This is a genomic window from Microbacterium sp. NPDC055903 (genome assembly GCF_053615555.1).
Genome location: NZ_JBSHCA010000001.1, coordinates 14,472 through 30,225, shown reverse-complemented (window position 1 = coordinate 30,225; position 15,754 = coordinate 14,472). Strand labels below are relative to the sequence as shown.

Here is a 15,754-nt window from a genome sequence, read left to right as displayed (position 1 = left end):
CGGATGCGGGGGGATGGATGAGGATTCTGATCGTCGAGGACGACGATCGTGTCGCAGGAGCGCTGGAGTCGTTCCTCGCCCGGTCCGGCTATGCCACCGCGCGCGCGGCCGATGCGGCGTCCGCCATGCGTCTGGTCGGTGCCGACACGGAGGTCGTCCTGCTCGATCTCGGGCTTCCCGATGCCGATGGGATCGACCTCTGCCGGCGCATCCGCGGGAGATCCGACGTTCCCATCCTCATCGTGACGGCGCGCACTCAGGTCACCGAACGCATCAGAGGGCTGCGCGCGGGCGCGGACGACTTCGTCATCAAGCCTTACGACGTCCATGAGCTCCTCGCCCGGATCGAGGCGGTCACCCGCCGCACCCGCGCAGCGGTCCTCCCGGACCCGGGGTCGCGCGTGCTCGTCCACGAGGGGGCGGTGCGCATCGACCTCGTCGCCAGGGAGGTCCTCATCGAGGATCGTCCCGTCGATCTCACACCGAAGGAGTTCGACATCGTCGCGGTCCTGGCACGATATCCCGGTGTCGCCGTCCCGAAGGATCGGTTGATCCGCGAAGTGTGGAACACCGACTGGCGAGGATTCGGGCACTCCCTGGAGGTGCATGTCGGCGCGATCAGACGCAAGACCGGTGACCGGCGCCTCATCGAGACGGTGCGCGGCGTCGGTTATCGACTTGCGGGTGCGTGATCCGTGCGCGCCCGCCTTCTCGCCGTGCTCCTGGTGCCTCTGATCGCGTTGATGCTGTCCCTCGGGTCCTTCGCGACCTGGAGCGTCGCGCACAGCGTGCAGCAGACGTTCTACGCCGAGCAGCTCGGCGACCTGGCGTACTTCGCGACGAGCGCGCGCCAGGCGCTGAGATCCGGCAGCGCCACGGTGATCGAGGGCGAGGCCGAGCGGTTCAGAGAGGTGTACGGAGCCGAGGCGGTCGTCTTCGATCTCTCCGGCGGGGTGCTGGCCGCCGGCGGTGACGAGGACGTCCTGCTCGGCGACGAGGCGGCAGAGCAGGTCGGGCTCGCCCTCTCCGGTCGGCGCGCAGAAGTGCCGGACACCGTGTTCCCCTGGGTCGCGGGGGAGTCCTTCCTCGTGGAGCCGGTCTTCGACGAGGGGGACGTCATCGGTGCCGTCATGATCTCGGCCGATGCGGATGCGCCGCGCAGCGCCATCGTCGGCCAGATGATCGTGCTGGCCCTGGTGGCGACCGGCTCGATCCTGCTCGGCGTGCTCCTCGCCCTGCGCCTTGCTCGCTGGGTGCTCGCCCCCGTTCGGCGGCTCGACCAGGCCATGGTGGCCATCGAGCGGGGCGATATGGAAGCGAGGGTCGCCGAGGACACCGGCCCTCCCGAGCTGCGCCGCATGACCCGTGTCTTCAACGGCATGGCCGGGGAGATCGAGCGCGTGGTCGCGCGGCAGCAGGAGTTCGCCATGAACGCATCCCATGAGCTGCGCAACCCGCTGAACGCGTTGCTGCTGCGCGTGGAGAACCTCGCGACCGGACTCGGCCCCGAATGGCGGGACGAGGTCGACGAGACCAGAGAGGAGGGGCGGCGGATGACGAGGATCCTCGAGACGCTCCTCGGGCTCGCGAGGAACGGGCGCGGCGATTCGGTGTTCTCCGCGGTGGATGTCGCCGCCCTCGTGGAGGGCCGTGCGGCGGCGTGGCGCGATGTGGCGGCCCAGCGCGGTGTCCTCGTGCGGCGGACCGGTCCGGCGATGGTGTTGAGCGTGACCGATCGGAGCGTCGTGGAGAGCGCGCTGGATGCCGTGATCGACAACGCGGTGAAGTTCTCACCGGAGGGGACGACGGTCGAGCTGGACGTCGTACGCGACGAGGGTGCGTGCCGGATCGCCGTGCGCGACAGCGGGCCGGGCCTGAGCGAGGAGCAGGTCGCCCGCGTCGCCGATCGGTTCTGGCGCAGCGCGGAGAGCGCCGACGTCCCGGGCTCCGGTCTCGGTCTCGCCATCGCCACGGAGCTGCTCGCCTCGATCGACGGGAGACTCGAGGTGGAGGCACCGAAGAGCGGAGGGCTGACGGTCACGTTGGTCATCGAGGACGGGATGCCGCAATGACCCGGTTCACGCGTTCGGCGGCAGCGCTCGTCACGCTGGTCATGGTCTGCGTGCTCGGCGCGTGCGCGCCGAGATCGAGCGAGTGGGCGGATGCCGACTACGTGATCGCCGGGGGAGGGGCGACCGGTGTCTACTTCGCATACGGCGGTCAGCTCGCCGCTGCCCTCTCCGATTCGCTCGATGCCGAGGTGAGGGTCGCGGAGACGGCCGGGTCGCTCGACAACCTGATCCGCGTCGCATCGGGGGACGCGCTGTTCGGCTTCGCCCAGGGCGACGCCGCCGCAGACGCCGTGGCAGGGGCAGGCGCGTTCGAGGAACCCCTCGATGTCACCGCGGTCGCGCGGCTGTACGACGAGTACGTCCACGTGGTCGTCCGCGGCGATTCCGACATCCGCACCGTCTCGGACCTCGCGGGGCGCGAGGCCTCGCTGGGTGCGGCGAACTCGGGAGTCACGGTCATCGCGGCCAGAGTGCTCACCGCTGCGGGCGTGGATCCGCGATCCGTGCGCGACGCGCAACTCGACCTGCGCGGCTCGATCAGCGCCATGCAGCGAGGTGAGATCGAAGGATTCTTCTGGGTCGGCGGTCTGCCCACACCCGGGATCGAGGATCTCGCCGCAGACGTGCCGCTGCGGTTGCTCCCGATCGAGGACGACTGGGTGATCGACATCAACGAGCGGTACTCGCACTCCTACCGTTCCGCCGACGTTCCGGCCGGTGTCTACGGGCTGCGCGAGACCACGTCGACGATGGCCGTGCCGAACTACCTGATCACCTCGGCCTCCACGCCGGACGAGATGGTCGCCGACGCGCTCTCCGTGCTCTTCGACTCCCGCAGGCAGCTGGCGGAAGAGGTGCCGGCGGTGGCCCTTCTCGACCGACGGCAGGCGATCTTCACCGAGCCGGTGGATCTGCATCCCGGCGCGATCGCCTACTTCCGCGAAGAGCGCCAATGATCTTCCCTCAAGAAATGCTCAAGAACGACTGACACCGCCCCCGCCGTCTGACAGGGTGAATCCATCGCACGGAACTTCACCGGAGAAGGCGCAAGTTGTCCACTGGGGGGACCGAGGGGCGGTGCAGGCGGATCGGGGGATCATCGCCGGCACCGCCCTCGACGTTTCCGGGGATGACCCGGCACGTCACGAACGGGTAAATCTCGTTCAGGAGCCCTGGAGCGAAGATGACCACCTGGCTAGTTTGGAGAAATGATGACCTCTGGTGATGCCCTCGTCGTGGTGAACAACGTCCAGAAGCACTACGGAGACTTCCAGGCGCTGACCGATATCGACCTCACCGTGAACAAGGGCGAGGTCGTCGTCGTGATCGGGCCGAGCGGTTCGGGCAAGTCCACGCTCTGCCGCACGATCAACCGGCTCGAGACCATCACGAGCGGCAGCATCACCATCGACGGCAAGGAGCTGCCCGCCGAGGGCAAGGCGCTCGCCAATCTCCGTGCCGAGGTCGGCATGGTCTTCCAGTCGTTCAACCTCTTCGCGCACCTCACGATCCTCGAGAACGTCACGCTCGGCCCGATCAAGGTGCGGGGCGTCAAGAAGGCGGATGCCGAGAAGGAGGCGCTCGAACTGCTGGAGCGCGTCGGCGTCGCCAAGCAGGCGTCCAAGCTCCCGGCGCAGCTCTCCGGCGGTCAGCAGCAGCGCGTGGCCATCGCGCGAGCGCTCGCGATGCACCCCAAGGTGATGCTCTTCGACGAGCCGACGAGCGCCCTGGACCCGGAGATGATCAACGAGGTCCTCGACGTGATGGTCGAGCTCGCCAAGGAGGGCATGACGATGATCGTCGTGACCCACGAGATGGGCTTCGCCCGCAAGGCGGCGAACCGCGTCGTCTTCATGGCCGACGGCCGGATCGTCGAGGAGGCGGCCCCCGAGGAGTTCTTCACGAACCCGAAGAGCGACCGCGCGAAGGACTTCCTCTCGAAGCTCCTCACCCACTGACCTGACCACCTGCACACAGCACACGAAGGAGACGCACATGCGACGCACACGGACACTGGCAGGAATCGGACTCGCGGCGGCGGCGCTGCTCGCGCTGACGGGCTGCAACAGCGGAAGCCCCTCGGACCCGGGCGGAGAGGGGGAGGGCACCGGAGACGGCGGTGACTCGACGTGGTTCGAGGTCGCCTCCGACGTCGCGCTCGAGGGAAGCCCGACCTTCGACGACATGGTCGCGCGCGACGGTGTCGTCGTCGGCGTCAAAGAGGACCAGCCGAACCTCGGCTACCTGGACGTCACCACGGGTGAGCGCACCGGCTTCGATGTGGACATCGCCCGCTGGATCGCCGCCTCGCTCGGCTTCGACGAGGACCAGATCGAGTTCAAGCCGATCGCGTCCGCGAACCGCGAGCAGGCGATCGTGAACGGGGACATCGACTACTACGTCGGCACCTACTCGATCAACGACAAGCGCAAGGAGCTCATCGACTTCGCCGGCCCCTACTTCATCACCGGCCAGGGCTTCCTCGTCGGCGCGGACAGCGAGATCACCGACGTCGCCGACGTCTCGGACTTCAACGGCAAGACCGTGTGCTCCGCGACCGGATCCACGCCGATCCAGAACATCAAGGAGAACTTCCCCGAGATCAAGACCAAGGAGTACGACCTGTACTCCGCGTGCGTCGAGGACCTGCTCAACGGCAGCGTCGACGCCGTCACCACAGACCAGGCCATCCTGATCGGCTACGCGGCGATGTACCCGGATGAGCTGAAGGTCGTCGGCGGTCTGTTCACCGAGGAGCGCTATGGCGTCGGCCTCACCAAGGGCGACGACGTGCTGCGCGCGCACATCAACGAGCTGTTCACGGACGGCGGCGAGATCTGGCAGGCGATCTTCGACAAGAACCTGGGTGACTCCGGCATCGAGGTCACCCAGCCCGAGGTCGACGCGTACTGATCCCTTCGCGGGGCGGCCGACCGGCCGCCCCGCGAATCGTTGCGGACTGAGACGGAGTAGGAGGACGCGTGGACGTCATCTTCGGCAACCTCGACCTGTGGGGGGAGGCGATCGGGAACACCCTGATCGTCTTCTTCGGAGGTGGCGTGATCGCCCTCGTGCTCGGCACGATCGTCGGCGGCATGCGGGTCTCGCCCGTGCCGATCGCGCGCGGCGTCGGCACGGTGTACGTGAACATCATCCGCAACACCCCGCTGACCCTGGTCTTCTTCTTCTTCGTCTTCGGCTGGCGGCCGCTCGGGCTTCCTCCGCTGTCGAACCTCATCCTCGGCATCCTCGCGATCGGCATCTACACGGCCACCTACGTGGCCGAGGTGCTCCGCGCCGGCATCAACACCGTCCCTGTGGGGCAGGCGGAAGCCGCGCGAGCGATCGGCCTCCCCTTCGGCCAGGTGATGACGCTCGTGGTGCTGCCTCAGGCGTTCCGTTCCGTCGTCCCCCCGATGATGAGCGTGTTCATCGCTCTGCTGAAGAACACGACCGTGGCCGCCGGCTTCTCGGTCGCCGAGCTGGCCGCGCTCCGGGCGACCATCAACGACGCCGGGAACCGGCCAGGCAACCCGATGGAGGTCCTGCTCTGGGTCGCCGTCGTCTTCGTCCTGCTCGTCATGCTGCTCAGCTGGCTGCAGCGCCATCTCGAGAACCGCTGGAGGATCGCGCGATGACTTCCGTACTGTACGACGTCCCCGGTCCCAGGGCGATCCTGCGCAACCGCCTCCTCGCGGTCGTCACGGTGATCGTCGTCCTGGCTGCCGTCGGCTTCGTCGTCTACCGCTTCTGGGATTCGGGGCAGTTCGACCCGGCCAAGTGGTACGTCTTCACCTTCACACGAGTCTGGGAGCAGATCCTCGGGGCGCTGGGCAACACGCTCGCGGCGTTCGCGCTCGCGGCGGTGCTCAGCCTCGTGCTCGGCTTCGTGCTCGCGATCGGTCGGCTCTCCGAGCATGCATGGGTGCGGATCCCGGTCACCGTGGTGACCGAGTTCTTCCGTGCCGTCCCCGTGCTGGTGTTCATGATGCTGCTGTACTACGGGCTTCCGGTGCTTGGCATCAAGATGGAGCCTTACTGGGCCGTGGTCCTCGCGCTGATGGTCTACAACGGATCCGTGCTCGCCGAGGTGCTCCGGGCCGGTATCGAGTCGCTGCCGCGCGGCCAGAAGGAGGCCGGCTATGCGATCGGTCTGCGCAAGAGCGGCGTCATGCGCCTCATCCTGCTCCCGCAGGCGATCCGCGCGATGCTGCCCGTGATCGTCGCTCAGCTGGTCGTGACGCTCAAGGACACCGCCCTCGGATTCGTCATCACGTACCCCGAGCTCCTCTACTACGCGAAGCTGCTCAGCTCCCAGCAGGGACGGCCGATCCTGCAGTCGGCGATGGTCATCGGCGCGATCTACATCGCCATGTGCCTCATCCTCTCCGGCGTCGCCAAGTACCTCGAGGTCCGCACACGCCGTTCTCCCAAGCTGCAGGCGATCGCCGGTGGCGGGGGAGGCCCTGCCGCCGATGACGAGACGACGCTCACCGAGGCCATCGCGATGCAGAAGGGCGCGGGAAAGTTCGCTCCAGGCCAAGCGCCGGGGCTCTGAGCGAACGGCCCATCCACCGTCCGCCGGTAGACTCGGTTCTCGTGTCAGATGCACCCGAGATCACGCCAGAGGCGGTGGAAGCCGCCGTCGCCGCAGCACTCGACGCGATCGGCTCCGCCGCCAGCACCGCCGAGTTGAAGGCCGCGCGCGCCGCGCACGTGGGGGAGGGATCGCCTCTCGCCGTCCTGAACGCCTCGATGCGCCAGGTCGCCCCCGAGCACAAGGCGGCCTTCGGAAAGCTGGTCGGCCAGGGGCGCGGACGCGTCACCCAGGCGATGGCCGCCAAGGAGGCCGAGCTCGCCGAGGCAGAGACGGCGGCGCGCCTGGAGGCGGAGCGCATCGACATCACCGCCGTGGCCACGCGGACGCGGGTCGGCGCACGGCATCCGCTGACGCTGCTCCAGGACGACGTCTGCGACATCTTCGTCGGCATGGGCTGGGAGATCGCGGAGGGGCCGGAGCTCGAGCACGAGTGGTTCAACTTCGACGCCCTCAACTTCGATGTCGACCACCCCGCGCGTCAGATGCAGGACACCTTCTTCGTCGACCCTGTGGACCGGCACCTGGTGATGCGCACCCACACCAGCCCCGTCCAGGTGCGCTCGATGCTGGAGCGCGAGGTGCCGATCTACGTGCTCTGCCCTGGGCGGGTGTACCGCACGGACGAGTTCGATGCCACGCACCTGCCGGTGTTCACCCAGTTCGAGGGTCTCGTCGTCGACAAGGGCATCACGATGGCGCACCTCAAAGGCACGCTCGACGAGTTCGCCAGGCAGCTCTTCGGCGCCGAGGCGAAGACGCGTCTGCGGACCAACTACTTCCCGTTCACCGAGCCCTCCGCCGAGATCGACCTCTGGCACCCGACCTTCAAGGGCGGTGCGCGCTGGATCGAGTGGGGCGGGTGCGGGATGGTGAATCCGAACGTGCTCCGCGCCGCGGGCATCGACCCAGAGGTCTACAGCGGTTTCGCGTTCGGCATGGGCATCGAGCGGGCCCTGATGTTCCGCAGCGATGTGAAGGACATGCGTGACATGGCAGAGGGCGATGTCCGCTTCAGCGAGCAGTTCGGGATGGTGGTGTGATGCGCGTCCCGCTTTCGTGGCTGCGTGAGTACGTGGATGTCGCGGCGGATGCCGCACCCGAGGACGTCTTCGCGGCGCTCGTCGCGGTCGGCTTCGAGGAGGAGGACGTCCATCGCTTCGAGATCTCCGGCCCCGTCGTCGTGGGTCGGGTGCTCTCCTTCGAGGCCGAACCGCAGTCCAACGGCAAGACGATCCGCTGGTGCCAGGTCGACGTCGGAGAGGCGAACGGCGGCGTGCGCGGCATCGTCTGCGGCGCGAGCAACTTCGCCGTGGGCGACAAGGTGGTCGTGACGCTGCCCGGCGCCGTGCTCCCCGGCCCGTTCCCGATCGCCGCGCGCAAGACCTACGGTCATGTCTCGGACGGCATGATCGCGTCCGCTCGCGAACTGGGCCTCGGCGATGAGCACAACGGCATCCTCATCCTGTCCTCGCTCGGTCTCGATCCGGAGGTCGGCACCGACGCGATCGCGTTGCTCGGGCTGGATGATGTGGCCGTCGAGATCAACGTCACTCCCGATCGCGGATACGCCTTCTCCATCCGTGGCGTGGCCAGGGAGCTCGGCCACGCCACCGGTGCGGATTTCCGCGACCCTGCCGCGCACGAGTGGGAGGACGTCGCACCGGGCACGGGCTTCCCGCTGACTGTGACCGCCGAACCGCTGCGCGATGCACCTGCCGTGCAGGAGTTCGTCGTGCGCGTCGTGCGGGGGGTCGATGCCACGCGTCCGACGCCGCCGTGGATGGTCGCCCGTCTGTCGCTGGCCGGCATCCGCTCGCTCGGCGTCCTCATCGACATCACGAACTACGTGATGCTCGAGCTCGGCAATCCGATCCACGGCTATGACCTCGACAAGCTCTCCGGCGGCATCACCGTCCGCCGTGCGCAGCCAGGCGAGAAGATGACGACTCTCGACGGCCAGGAGCGCACGCTCGACGTCGAAGACCTCCTCATCACCGACGACTCGGGCCCCATCGGGCTCGCCGGAGTCATGGGCGGCGGCACGACGGAGATGAGCGACGAGACTCGCGACGTGCTCATCGAGGCGGCGATCTTCGACCCGATCTCCATCGCGCGCAGCGCCAGGCGTCACAAGCTGCCCAGCGAAGCGTCCAAGCGCTTCGAGCGAGGGGTCGACCCGTTGATCCCCTTCGTCGCAGCACGCCGCGTCGCCGATCTGATGGTCGAGCTCGCCGGCGGTACGCTCGACGAACTCGGCGGTGCGCTCTACACGGAGTTCGAGATCGCGGGCATCGACCTGCCCGCGGAGTTCGTGCCCGGGCTGATCGGCGTCGACTACGAGGACGCCGAGATCACCGGTGCCCTGGAGATGATCGGCGCCGAGGTGACCGAGACGAGCGAGGGCTGGCAGGTCATCCCGCCCAGCTGGCGCCCCGATCTGACCGACAAGTGGACGCTCGCCGAGGAGGTCGCCCGCATCCACGGGCTCGACCGCATCCCCTCGGTGCTTCCGACGCCGCCGTCAGGCCGAGGCCTCACGCCGCTGCAGCGCGGGCGCAAGCGCGTGGCGAACGCGCTTGCCGCCGCGGGTCTCGTCGAGGCGCCGGCCTTCCCGTTCACGACCGAGGTGCAGAACGATCTGCACGGGTCTGCGAGCGGCGAGCACCTGCCGAGCATCCGACTGGCGAACGCCCTCGACGGGCAGGCGCCGTTCCTGCGTCGTTCTCTCGTCCCCGGTCTGCTGCAGACCGCGCACCGCAACATCGCGCGCGGGCTCACGGATCTGGCGATCTTCGAGACCGGCACGGTCTTCCTCCCCGAGCCCGGCGTCGCCTACGGCACGGAGAGCGTCCCGCCGCTCGGGCAGCTCCCGTCGGATGAGACCCTGGCCGCGCTGAACGCCGCGATCCCGCCGCAGCGCCGTCACGTCGCCGCACTGTTCACCGGCCACGTCACCGCGCGTCAGCCCGGTCGTCCTGCTGAGGCCTACGGGCTGTCCGAAGCGTTGGATGCCGTGCGTGTCATCGCCTCGGCGGCCGGTGTCGAGATCGACGTCGTGCAGGGCGCGCGGGCCGCGCTGCACCCCGGCCGCACGGGCGTGCTGAGCGTCCGCGGTGCGGAGGTCGGCTACGTGGGTGAGCTGCATCCTGATGTGGCGGCCGACGCCGACCTGCCCGGCCGCGCCGTGGTCGTCGAGCTCGACCTCGACGGGGTCCTGGAGCTCGCAGGCGAGCGGGTCGTCGTGGAGTCCCTGTCGACGTTCCCCGCGGCGACCCAGGACGTGTCGCTCGTCGTACCGGTCGCCCTCGCGGCCGCAGATCTGCGCGAGGCGCTCGTCGAAGGTGCGGGGGATCTGCTCGAAGCGGTGCGTCTCGTCGACGACTACCGTGGCGAAGGGCTGCCCGCCGACACCAAGAGCCTGTCGTTCGCGCTGCGGTTCCGCGCCTCCGATCGGACCCTGACCGCCGCGGAGGCGACGGAGGCCAAGCTCGCGGGTGTTGCTGTGGCGGGCGAGCGGTTCGGGGCGACGCTGCGAGAGTGAGCGCCTGACGCATCCGACGAGAGCCCGGCCCTGTGCGCCGGGCTCTCGCGCATCAACGCTGTGTAGCCTGGAATCGATGATCACGAGGCGCGCACTCGCGGCGGGGCTTCTGGTGCTGCTTCTCGGCAGCGCCGGATGCGCTTCACCCGGCGAGCCCTCCGTCGATGAAGGTCGGCCGACGGCAGCATCTTCGCCGTCCCCGACGCCGAGCCCCACTCCGCCGACAGCGCTGGAGCTCGCCGAGCAGCGCATCGCTCAGCTGCCGGTCGCGGAGCAGGCGGCCCTCGTCGTGATGGGGTATCACCCCGGCACCGACGGCACGGCGCTGGCGGGCTATCTCGGCACGGGGCCGGCCAGTCTGATCCTGATGGGCCCGAACATCCCTGCGACGCCGGAGCAGCTGCGCGCGATCACGGACGCGATCCATGCGGGGCACTCGGATGCCCTCATCGCGATCGACCAGGAGGGCGGAGACGTTCGTCGGATGCCATGGGATGAGCTGCCTTCGTCGCGGACGCTGAAGGACGAACCGCCCGAGCCGGCGCAGGCGGCCTTCGCCGCCCGCGCGCAGCTCCTCGCGGATGCCGGCGTCGACATCAACTTCGGCGTCGTCGCCGACGTGCCCCGCACGGATGCGTCCTTCATCTACCGCCGCTCATTCGGCACCGATCCCGTCGAGGTCGCCGAGCGCGTCGCGGCGATCGTCGCGGGGGAGCAGGGGCTCGCGGCATCGACGCTCAAGCATTTCCCCGGGCACGGGGCGGCGGAGGGCGACTCGCACCATGCCATCCCCACCAGCGCGATCAGCCTGACGGACTGGCGCGCCACCGACGCGGTCCCCTTCCAGGCCGGTATCGATGCCGGCGCCGAGCTGGTGATGATGGGGCATCTCCGGTTCACGGCGGTGTCGGATGCGCCGGCCTCGCTGTCGCCTGAGTGGTACGAGATCCTCCGAGAGGATCTCGGGTTCGAGGGCGTCGCCGTCACCGACGATCTCGGGATGCTGACGTCATCGGGAGAGGCCGCGTACGCCGACCCCGTGGCGAACGCCGTGAACGCCATCGGGGCAGGCGCCGACCTCGTCCTCATGATCGCCGGTTCGACACCGGCGACCGCTGGGCAGATCGTGTCCGCGATCGCCGATCGAGCCACGGTCGATCCTGCCTATGCCGAGCGGCTGGCGGAGGCCGCCGCGCGCGTGAGCGCGCTGTCCGCGCAGCGGAGCGGATGAGCCGACGCGCGGGCGGGCGCTGTCGTTGGCGCTCCGCTCTGAGCGGACGGCCTTCCGCCTGGCATCCAGACCTGCTGGCATAGGGGGATGACAGATGTTCTGATCCTCGGCGGCACCGGCTGGCTCTCCGGACGCGTCGCGCGCGGATGGCTGGATCGCGGTGCACGCGTCGTCTGCCTCGCGCGTGGAACCAGGCCGACTCCGCCCGGTACCGAGCTGGTGGTGGGCGATCGCGACGATCCGGATGTGTATGCGCGTGTGCAGGGCCCGTGGGATGAAGTGGTCGACGTCTCCTCCCGCGCCGGCCACGTCCGTGGGGCGGTCGAGGCGCTCGGTGCCGATGGCGCGCGCTGGACCTACGTGTCATCGGTGTCGGTGTACTCGGACGGCGCGACCGTGGGCGCGGACGAGTCCGCTCCGGTGGAGGATCCGGCACTCGACGACGACGCCGACTACGCGGCCCAGAAGGTCGCCGCCGAACGGGCGGTGCTGAGCGGTGCCGCGGGCGGCGTGCGCATCGTTCGGCCGGGGCTCGTCGTGGGCGAGGGCGACCCGAGCGACCGTTTCGGGTACTGGGCCGCCGCGTTCGCGCGAGCAGGGGCGGACGCGGTGCTCGTGCCCACGACGGAGAATCGCTGGGTGCAGGTGATCGACGTCGACGACCTCGCCGCCTTCATCGTCGCCGACCGCGGTACCGGCATCCTCGACGCGGTCGGTGAGCCCACACCCCTCGGAGCGGTCCTGGATGCCTTCGGCGCGGCCGCTTCTCACACCGGGCGCGTCGTGGCCGCAGAGGACGCATGGCTCGAGGAGCATGGCGTCGACTACTGGATGGGGCGGCCCTCGCTGCCGCTCTGGCTCCCCGCGGACCTGCCGGGGTTCGCTCGCCGCAGCACCCTCGCATTCCGAGCGGCCGGCGGCTCCGCGAGACCGCTGGAGCGGACGATCGCCGCGGTGCTCGCCGACGAGCGCGGCCGGGGGCTGGACAGGGACCGGCGCGCTGGCCTCTCGCGCACGGAGGAGGAGCGTCTGCTCGCCGAACTCGGCGCCTGAGGACGCGTGCGTCCGTCGCGCGCTGCGCAGTAGACTGCCTGCGAGTGACACGGGGTGCCGCATCCGCGGCTGAGATCACACCCGTCGAACCTGATCTAGTTCGTACTAGCGAAGGGATGTCGCAATGAGCGATCGTCTGCGCCCACCGTCCACCCGAGACCTCCGGAGCGAGGCCGCCGTCCTGCTGCAGAGCGTGCGGGATGCGCCACCGCTCACGCAGTGCATCACCAACGCCGTCGTGACCGGCTTCACCGCCAACGTGCTTCTCGCGCTCGGTGCTGCTCCCGCCATGGTCGACATCGCCGGTGAGGCCGGGGTCTTCGCGCCGATGGCATCCGCGCTCCTCGTGAACCTCGGCACCCCTGTGCCAGAGCAGCGGAATGCCGCGCGCGAGGCCGCGGAAGCCGCGTCCACCGAGGGAACGCCGTGGGTGCTCGATCCCGTCGCGATCGGCGCGCTCCCGGTACGGACGGCGCTCGCGCACGAGCTGGCCGCGCTGGGGCCGACGGCGATCCGCGGTAACGCCTCCGAGGTACTCGCACTCGCAGGTCTCAGTGCCGGCGGACGCGGCGTCGACGCCATCGACAGCACGGATGCCGCGGCCGACGCCGCGCGTGCGCTGGCGGAGCGCCACGGCAGCGTCGTGGCGGTCTCCGGGCCCGTGGATCTGATCACCGACGGGCGGCGCACGGTCCGCATCGCGAACGGCCACGAGCTGCTCACCCGCGTGACAGGAGGAGGTTGCGCCCTCGGCGCGGTGATGGCCGCGTTCCTCGGCAGCAGCGCATCGGACAGCGCCGACCCGCTCACCGCTGTGGCCGCCGCGAGCCTCGTCTACACCCTCGCCGCGGAGCGGGCAGCCGCCGGGTCGAACGGCCCCGGCAGTTTCGCCGTCGCCCTGCTCGACGCGCTCGCCGCCCTGCAGCCCTCGGAGATAGCCGCCCTCGCCCGTGTCGAGGAGGTCGCCCGGTGATCGCTGACCTCTCGCTGTACCTCGTCACCGATGCGACGCTGTGCGGCGACCGAGGCGTCGTCGCCACGGTCGCCGCGGCGGTGGAAGGAGGCGCGACGATCGTGCAGCTGCGCGACAAGAGGCTCACGGATGCCGAGATGGTGACCCAGCTGGTCGAGCTCTCGGCGGTCATCGACGGCAGAGCGCTGCTCGTGGTCAACGACCGGCTCGACGTCGCCCTCGCCGCACGCGCGGCCGGAGCACGGGTGGACGGCGTGCACCTCGGCCAGGGCGATGCCCCGGCCCTGCGTGCACGGGAGGCTCTCGGCCCTGATGCGCTCATCGGTCTGACCGCGAACACGCCGGAGCACCTCGCCGCCGTGCGGGAGTTGCCGGCGGGGACGATCGACTACCTCGGCGTCGGAGTCATCCGCCCGACGGACACGAAACCGGATCATCCGCCCGCCCTGGGCATCGACGGGTTCCGTGCGCTCGCCGCGGTGAGCCCGCTTCCCAGCGTGGCGATCGGCGGGGTCGGTATCGGCGATGTCTCCGCGCTGCGCGATGCCGGTGCCGCCGGGGTCGCGGTCGTGTCGGCGCTGTGCGCCGCCGAAGACCCTCGCCAGGCGGCCGAGGAGTTCGCCCGCCGATGGAGCGAGGGCCGAGCCCCGCGGGTGCTCAGCATCGCAGGCAGCGACCCCTCAGGGGGAGCCGGCATCCAGGCGGACCTGAAGTCGATCGCTGCCGTGGGGGGTTACGGGATGGCGGCCATCACCGCGCTCACCGTGCAGAACACGCGCGGTGTCCGCGATGTGCACGTCCCTCCCGCCGCCTTCCTCACCGCCCAGCTCGAGGCGCTCGCGGACGACATCCTCATCGACGCGGTGAAGGTGGGCATGCTCGCAGACGCGGACGTGATCGGCGCGGTGAGCGCCTGGCTCGCCAGGACGCGCCCTCCCGTCGTCGTCGTGGATCCCGTGATGGTCGCCACCAGCGGCGATCGACTGCTCGCCCCCGATGCCGAGAGCGCGTTGCGCGCGCTTCTCGGGCAGGCGCACCTGGTGACTCCGAACCTTGCCGAGCTGGCGGTGCTCGCGGGCCGCGCGATCGACGGCTGGTCGGACGCGCTCGTCGCCGCGCAGGAGCTCTCCACCGAGATCGGTGCAGCCGTCCTGGTCAAGGGCGGGCATCGCGAAGGGACGGATGCCACCGACGCGCTCGTCGATGCCGGAACGGGGCTTGTTCAGGAGTTCCCCGGTGTCCGGATCGTCACGGGGAGCACGCACGGCACGGGATGCTCCCTGTCCTCCGCGATCGCCACGCTGCTGGCGCGTGGACACGGCCGCACGGAGGCCGTCGCGGACGCTCGCGCATGGTTGCGCGAGGCCCTGCGGCAGGGGGCGGGGCTGCAGGTCGGCGGAGGGCGCGGTCCGGTGAACCATTTCGCCGGACTGTGGACGCGCGGCGGATTGGAGACGTGCCCCTTGCCGGAAGCGGTCGTCGCGGACTGGTGGCAGCGGATCGAGGGCATTCGCCGGGAGCTGGACGAGCTGCCGTTCATCCGCGGGCTGGCGGACGGCACATTGGACCGACAGGCGTTCATGACGTATTTGCGGCAGGACGCGCTGTATCTCCGTGAGTACGCCCGCGTGCTCGCCGAAGCGGCGCGGACTGCGCCCACGTCCTCGGCGCAGGCGTTCTGGGCCGAGTCCGCGCACGGCGCGATCGCGGGGGAGCTCCAGCTCCATGAGGCCTGGCTCGCACCGGGGGAGACGTTCGCGGCGACGCCATCGGCCGTCACCACCGCGTACCTGGACCACCTGCGCTCGGTGGCTTTCGGCGGCGATCATGCCGAACTGATCGCCGCGCTGCTGCCGTGCTTCTGGCTCTACGACGACCTCGGCAGGCGTCTGCACGCCGGAGCGTTCGGCGCATGGGCGACCGATCTCCGGCATCCATACGCCTCGTGGCTGCAGACCTACGGGGATCCGGCCTTCGCGTCTGCCACGGCGCGGGCGATCGAAGAGGTGGGCAGGGCGGCGGCCGAGGCGTCCCCGAAGAGGAGAGAGCGCATGTTTCTTGCCTTCCAGCGATCGAGCGCCTTCGAGCGCGAGTTCTTCGCCGCGCCATTGCGGGACGGCGCGCCCTCTGCGAGCATCGGCGCGGATTTGCGGGTGCGTGTGTGAGCGCGCTATCGTCCTGACATGCCTTCGGCCAGCTTCGACACCGTGACGCCCGCTGCGTGCGTCCTCGTCGTGCGCCGACGCCGCGGCGGCCGCCGACTCTAGGCGACCCCGCGCTTCTG

Annotated in this window: 13 protein-coding genes and 1 riboswitch; all 13 genes read left to right on the top strand. The window is 69.8% G+C overall.

All coding sequences use genetic code 11. The features are described 5' to 3' along the window. Window positions 1-17: 17 nt before the first annotated feature. The 13 genes from ACWGJP_RS00135 to ACWGJP_RS00075 all read left to right on the top strand — a co-directional run bounded on the left by ACWGJP_RS00135 (window position 18) and on the right by ACWGJP_RS00075 (window position 15,635). Window positions 18-692, top strand: coding sequence for a response regulator transcription factor (locus ACWGJP_RS00135; RefSeq protein WP_452327718.1), 675 nt, complete (start codon window positions 18-20; stop codon window positions 690-692). Between the two features lie 3 nt (window positions 693-695). Then, window positions 696-2,072, top strand: coding sequence for an ATP-binding protein (locus ACWGJP_RS00130; RefSeq protein ID WP_452327717.1), 1,377 nt, complete (start codon window positions 696-698; stop codon window positions 2,070-2,072). After that, complete coding sequence (locus ACWGJP_RS00125; RefSeq protein ID WP_452327716.1) at window positions 2,069-3,028, top strand: TAXI family TRAP transporter solute-binding subunit; 960 nt, start codon at window positions 2,069-2,071, stop codon at window positions 3,026-3,028. Before ACWGJP_RS00130 ends, ACWGJP_RS00125 begins: the two co-directional genes overlap by 4 nt. A gap of 252 nt (window positions 3,029-3,280) precedes the next feature. Next, the gene (locus ACWGJP_RS00120; RefSeq protein ID WP_452327715.1) at window positions 3,281-4,030 is read left to right on the top strand and encodes an amino acid ABC transporter ATP-binding protein; all 750 of its coding nucleotides are present in this window, start codon (window positions 3,281-3,283) and stop codon (window positions 4,028-4,030) included. Between the two features lie 37 nt (window positions 4,031-4,067). Further along, complete coding sequence (locus ACWGJP_RS00115) at window positions 4,068-4,985, top strand: glutamate ABC transporter substrate-binding protein (protein ID WP_452327714.1); 918 nt, start codon at window positions 4,068-4,070, stop codon at window positions 4,983-4,985. 68 nt (window positions 4,986-5,053) lie between these two features. Continuing rightward, window positions 5,054-5,710: an amino acid ABC transporter permease gene (locus tag ACWGJP_RS00110; RefSeq protein ID WP_452327713.1), complete on the top strand. Its 657-nt coding sequence runs from the start codon at window positions 5,054-5,056 to the stop codon at window positions 5,708-5,710. Next, on the top strand, window positions 5,707-6,630 hold the full coding sequence (locus ACWGJP_RS00105) for an amino acid ABC transporter permease (protein WP_452327712.1): 924 nt from the start codon (window positions 5,707-5,709) through the stop codon (window positions 6,628-6,630). Before ACWGJP_RS00110 ends, ACWGJP_RS00105 begins: the two co-directional genes overlap by 4 nt. 41 nt (window positions 6,631-6,671) lie before the next feature. Beyond that, window positions 6,672-7,712: a phenylalanine--tRNA ligase subunit alpha gene (pheS, locus tag ACWGJP_RS00100; protein ID WP_452327711.1), complete on the top strand. Its 1,041-nt coding sequence runs from the start codon at window positions 6,672-6,674 to the stop codon at window positions 7,710-7,712. Continuing rightward, entirely contained in the window at window positions 7,712-10,213 is a 2,502-nt protein-coding gene (pheT, locus tag ACWGJP_RS00095; protein WP_452327710.1) for a phenylalanine--tRNA ligase subunit beta, read from the top strand. The genes pheS and pheT overlap by 1 nt, the downstream gene beginning before the upstream one ends. A 76-nt stretch (window positions 10,214-10,289) precedes the next feature. After that, window positions 10,290-11,444, top strand: coding sequence for a glycoside hydrolase family 3 N-terminal domain-containing protein (locus ACWGJP_RS00090; RefSeq protein ID WP_452327709.1), 1,155 nt, complete (start codon window positions 10,290-10,292; stop codon window positions 11,442-11,444). Between the two features lie 87 nt (window positions 11,445-11,531). Next, on the top strand, window positions 11,532-12,497 hold the full coding sequence (locus tag ACWGJP_RS00085; RefSeq protein WP_452327708.1) for an NAD-dependent epimerase/dehydratase family protein: 966 nt from the start codon (window positions 11,532-11,534) through the stop codon (window positions 12,495-12,497). A 40-nt stretch (window positions 12,498-12,537) separates the two neighbouring features. Beyond that, window positions 12,538-12,631: riboswitch (TPP riboswitch) on the top strand. Next, on the top strand, window positions 12,622-13,470 hold the full coding sequence (gene thiM, locus ACWGJP_RS00080; protein WP_452327707.1) for a hydroxyethylthiazole kinase: 849 nt from the start codon (window positions 12,622-12,624) through the stop codon (window positions 13,468-13,470). (Overlaps the previous riboswitch by 10 nt.) Then, complete coding sequence (locus ACWGJP_RS00075; protein ID WP_452327706.1) at window positions 13,467-15,635, top strand: bifunctional hydroxymethylpyrimidine kinase/phosphomethylpyrimidine kinase; 2,169 nt, start codon at window positions 13,467-13,469, stop codon at window positions 15,633-15,635. The genes thiM and ACWGJP_RS00075 overlap by 4 nt, the downstream gene beginning before the upstream one ends. Window positions 15,636-15,754: the final 119 nt, after the last annotated feature.

Coding starts and splice junctions, on each gene's coding strand:
- ACWGJP_RS00105 (WP_452327712.1), top strand. CDS start 5,707: ATGACTTCCGTACTGTACGACGTCCCCGGTCCCAGGGCGATCCTGCGC.
- ACWGJP_RS00090 (WP_452327709.1), top strand. CDS start 10,290: ATGATCACGAGGCGCGCACTCGCGGCGGGGCTTCTGGTGCTGCTTCTC.
- pheT (WP_452327710.1), top strand. CDS start 7,712: ATGCGCGTCCCGCTTTCGTGGCTGCGTGAGTACGTGGATGTCGCGGCG.
- ACWGJP_RS00085 (WP_452327708.1), top strand. CDS start 11,532: ATGACAGATGTTCTGATCCTCGGCGGCACCGGCTGGCTCTCCGGACGC.
- ACWGJP_RS00120 (WP_452327715.1), top strand. CDS start 3,281: ATGATGACCTCTGGTGATGCCCTCGTCGTGGTGAACAACGTCCAGAAG.
- ACWGJP_RS00135 (WP_452327718.1), top strand. CDS start 18: ATGAGGATTCTGATCGTCGAGGACGACGATCGTGTCGCAGGAGCGCTG.
- thiM (WP_452327707.1), top strand. CDS start 12,622: ATGAGCGATCGTCTGCGCCCACCGTCCACCCGAGACCTCCGGAGCGAG.
- ACWGJP_RS00115 (WP_452327714.1), top strand. CDS start 4,068: ATGCGACGCACACGGACACTGGCAGGAATCGGACTCGCGGCGGCGGCG.
- ACWGJP_RS00125 (WP_452327716.1), top strand. CDS start 2,069: ATGACCCGGTTCACGCGTTCGGCGGCAGCGCTCGTCACGCTGGTCATG.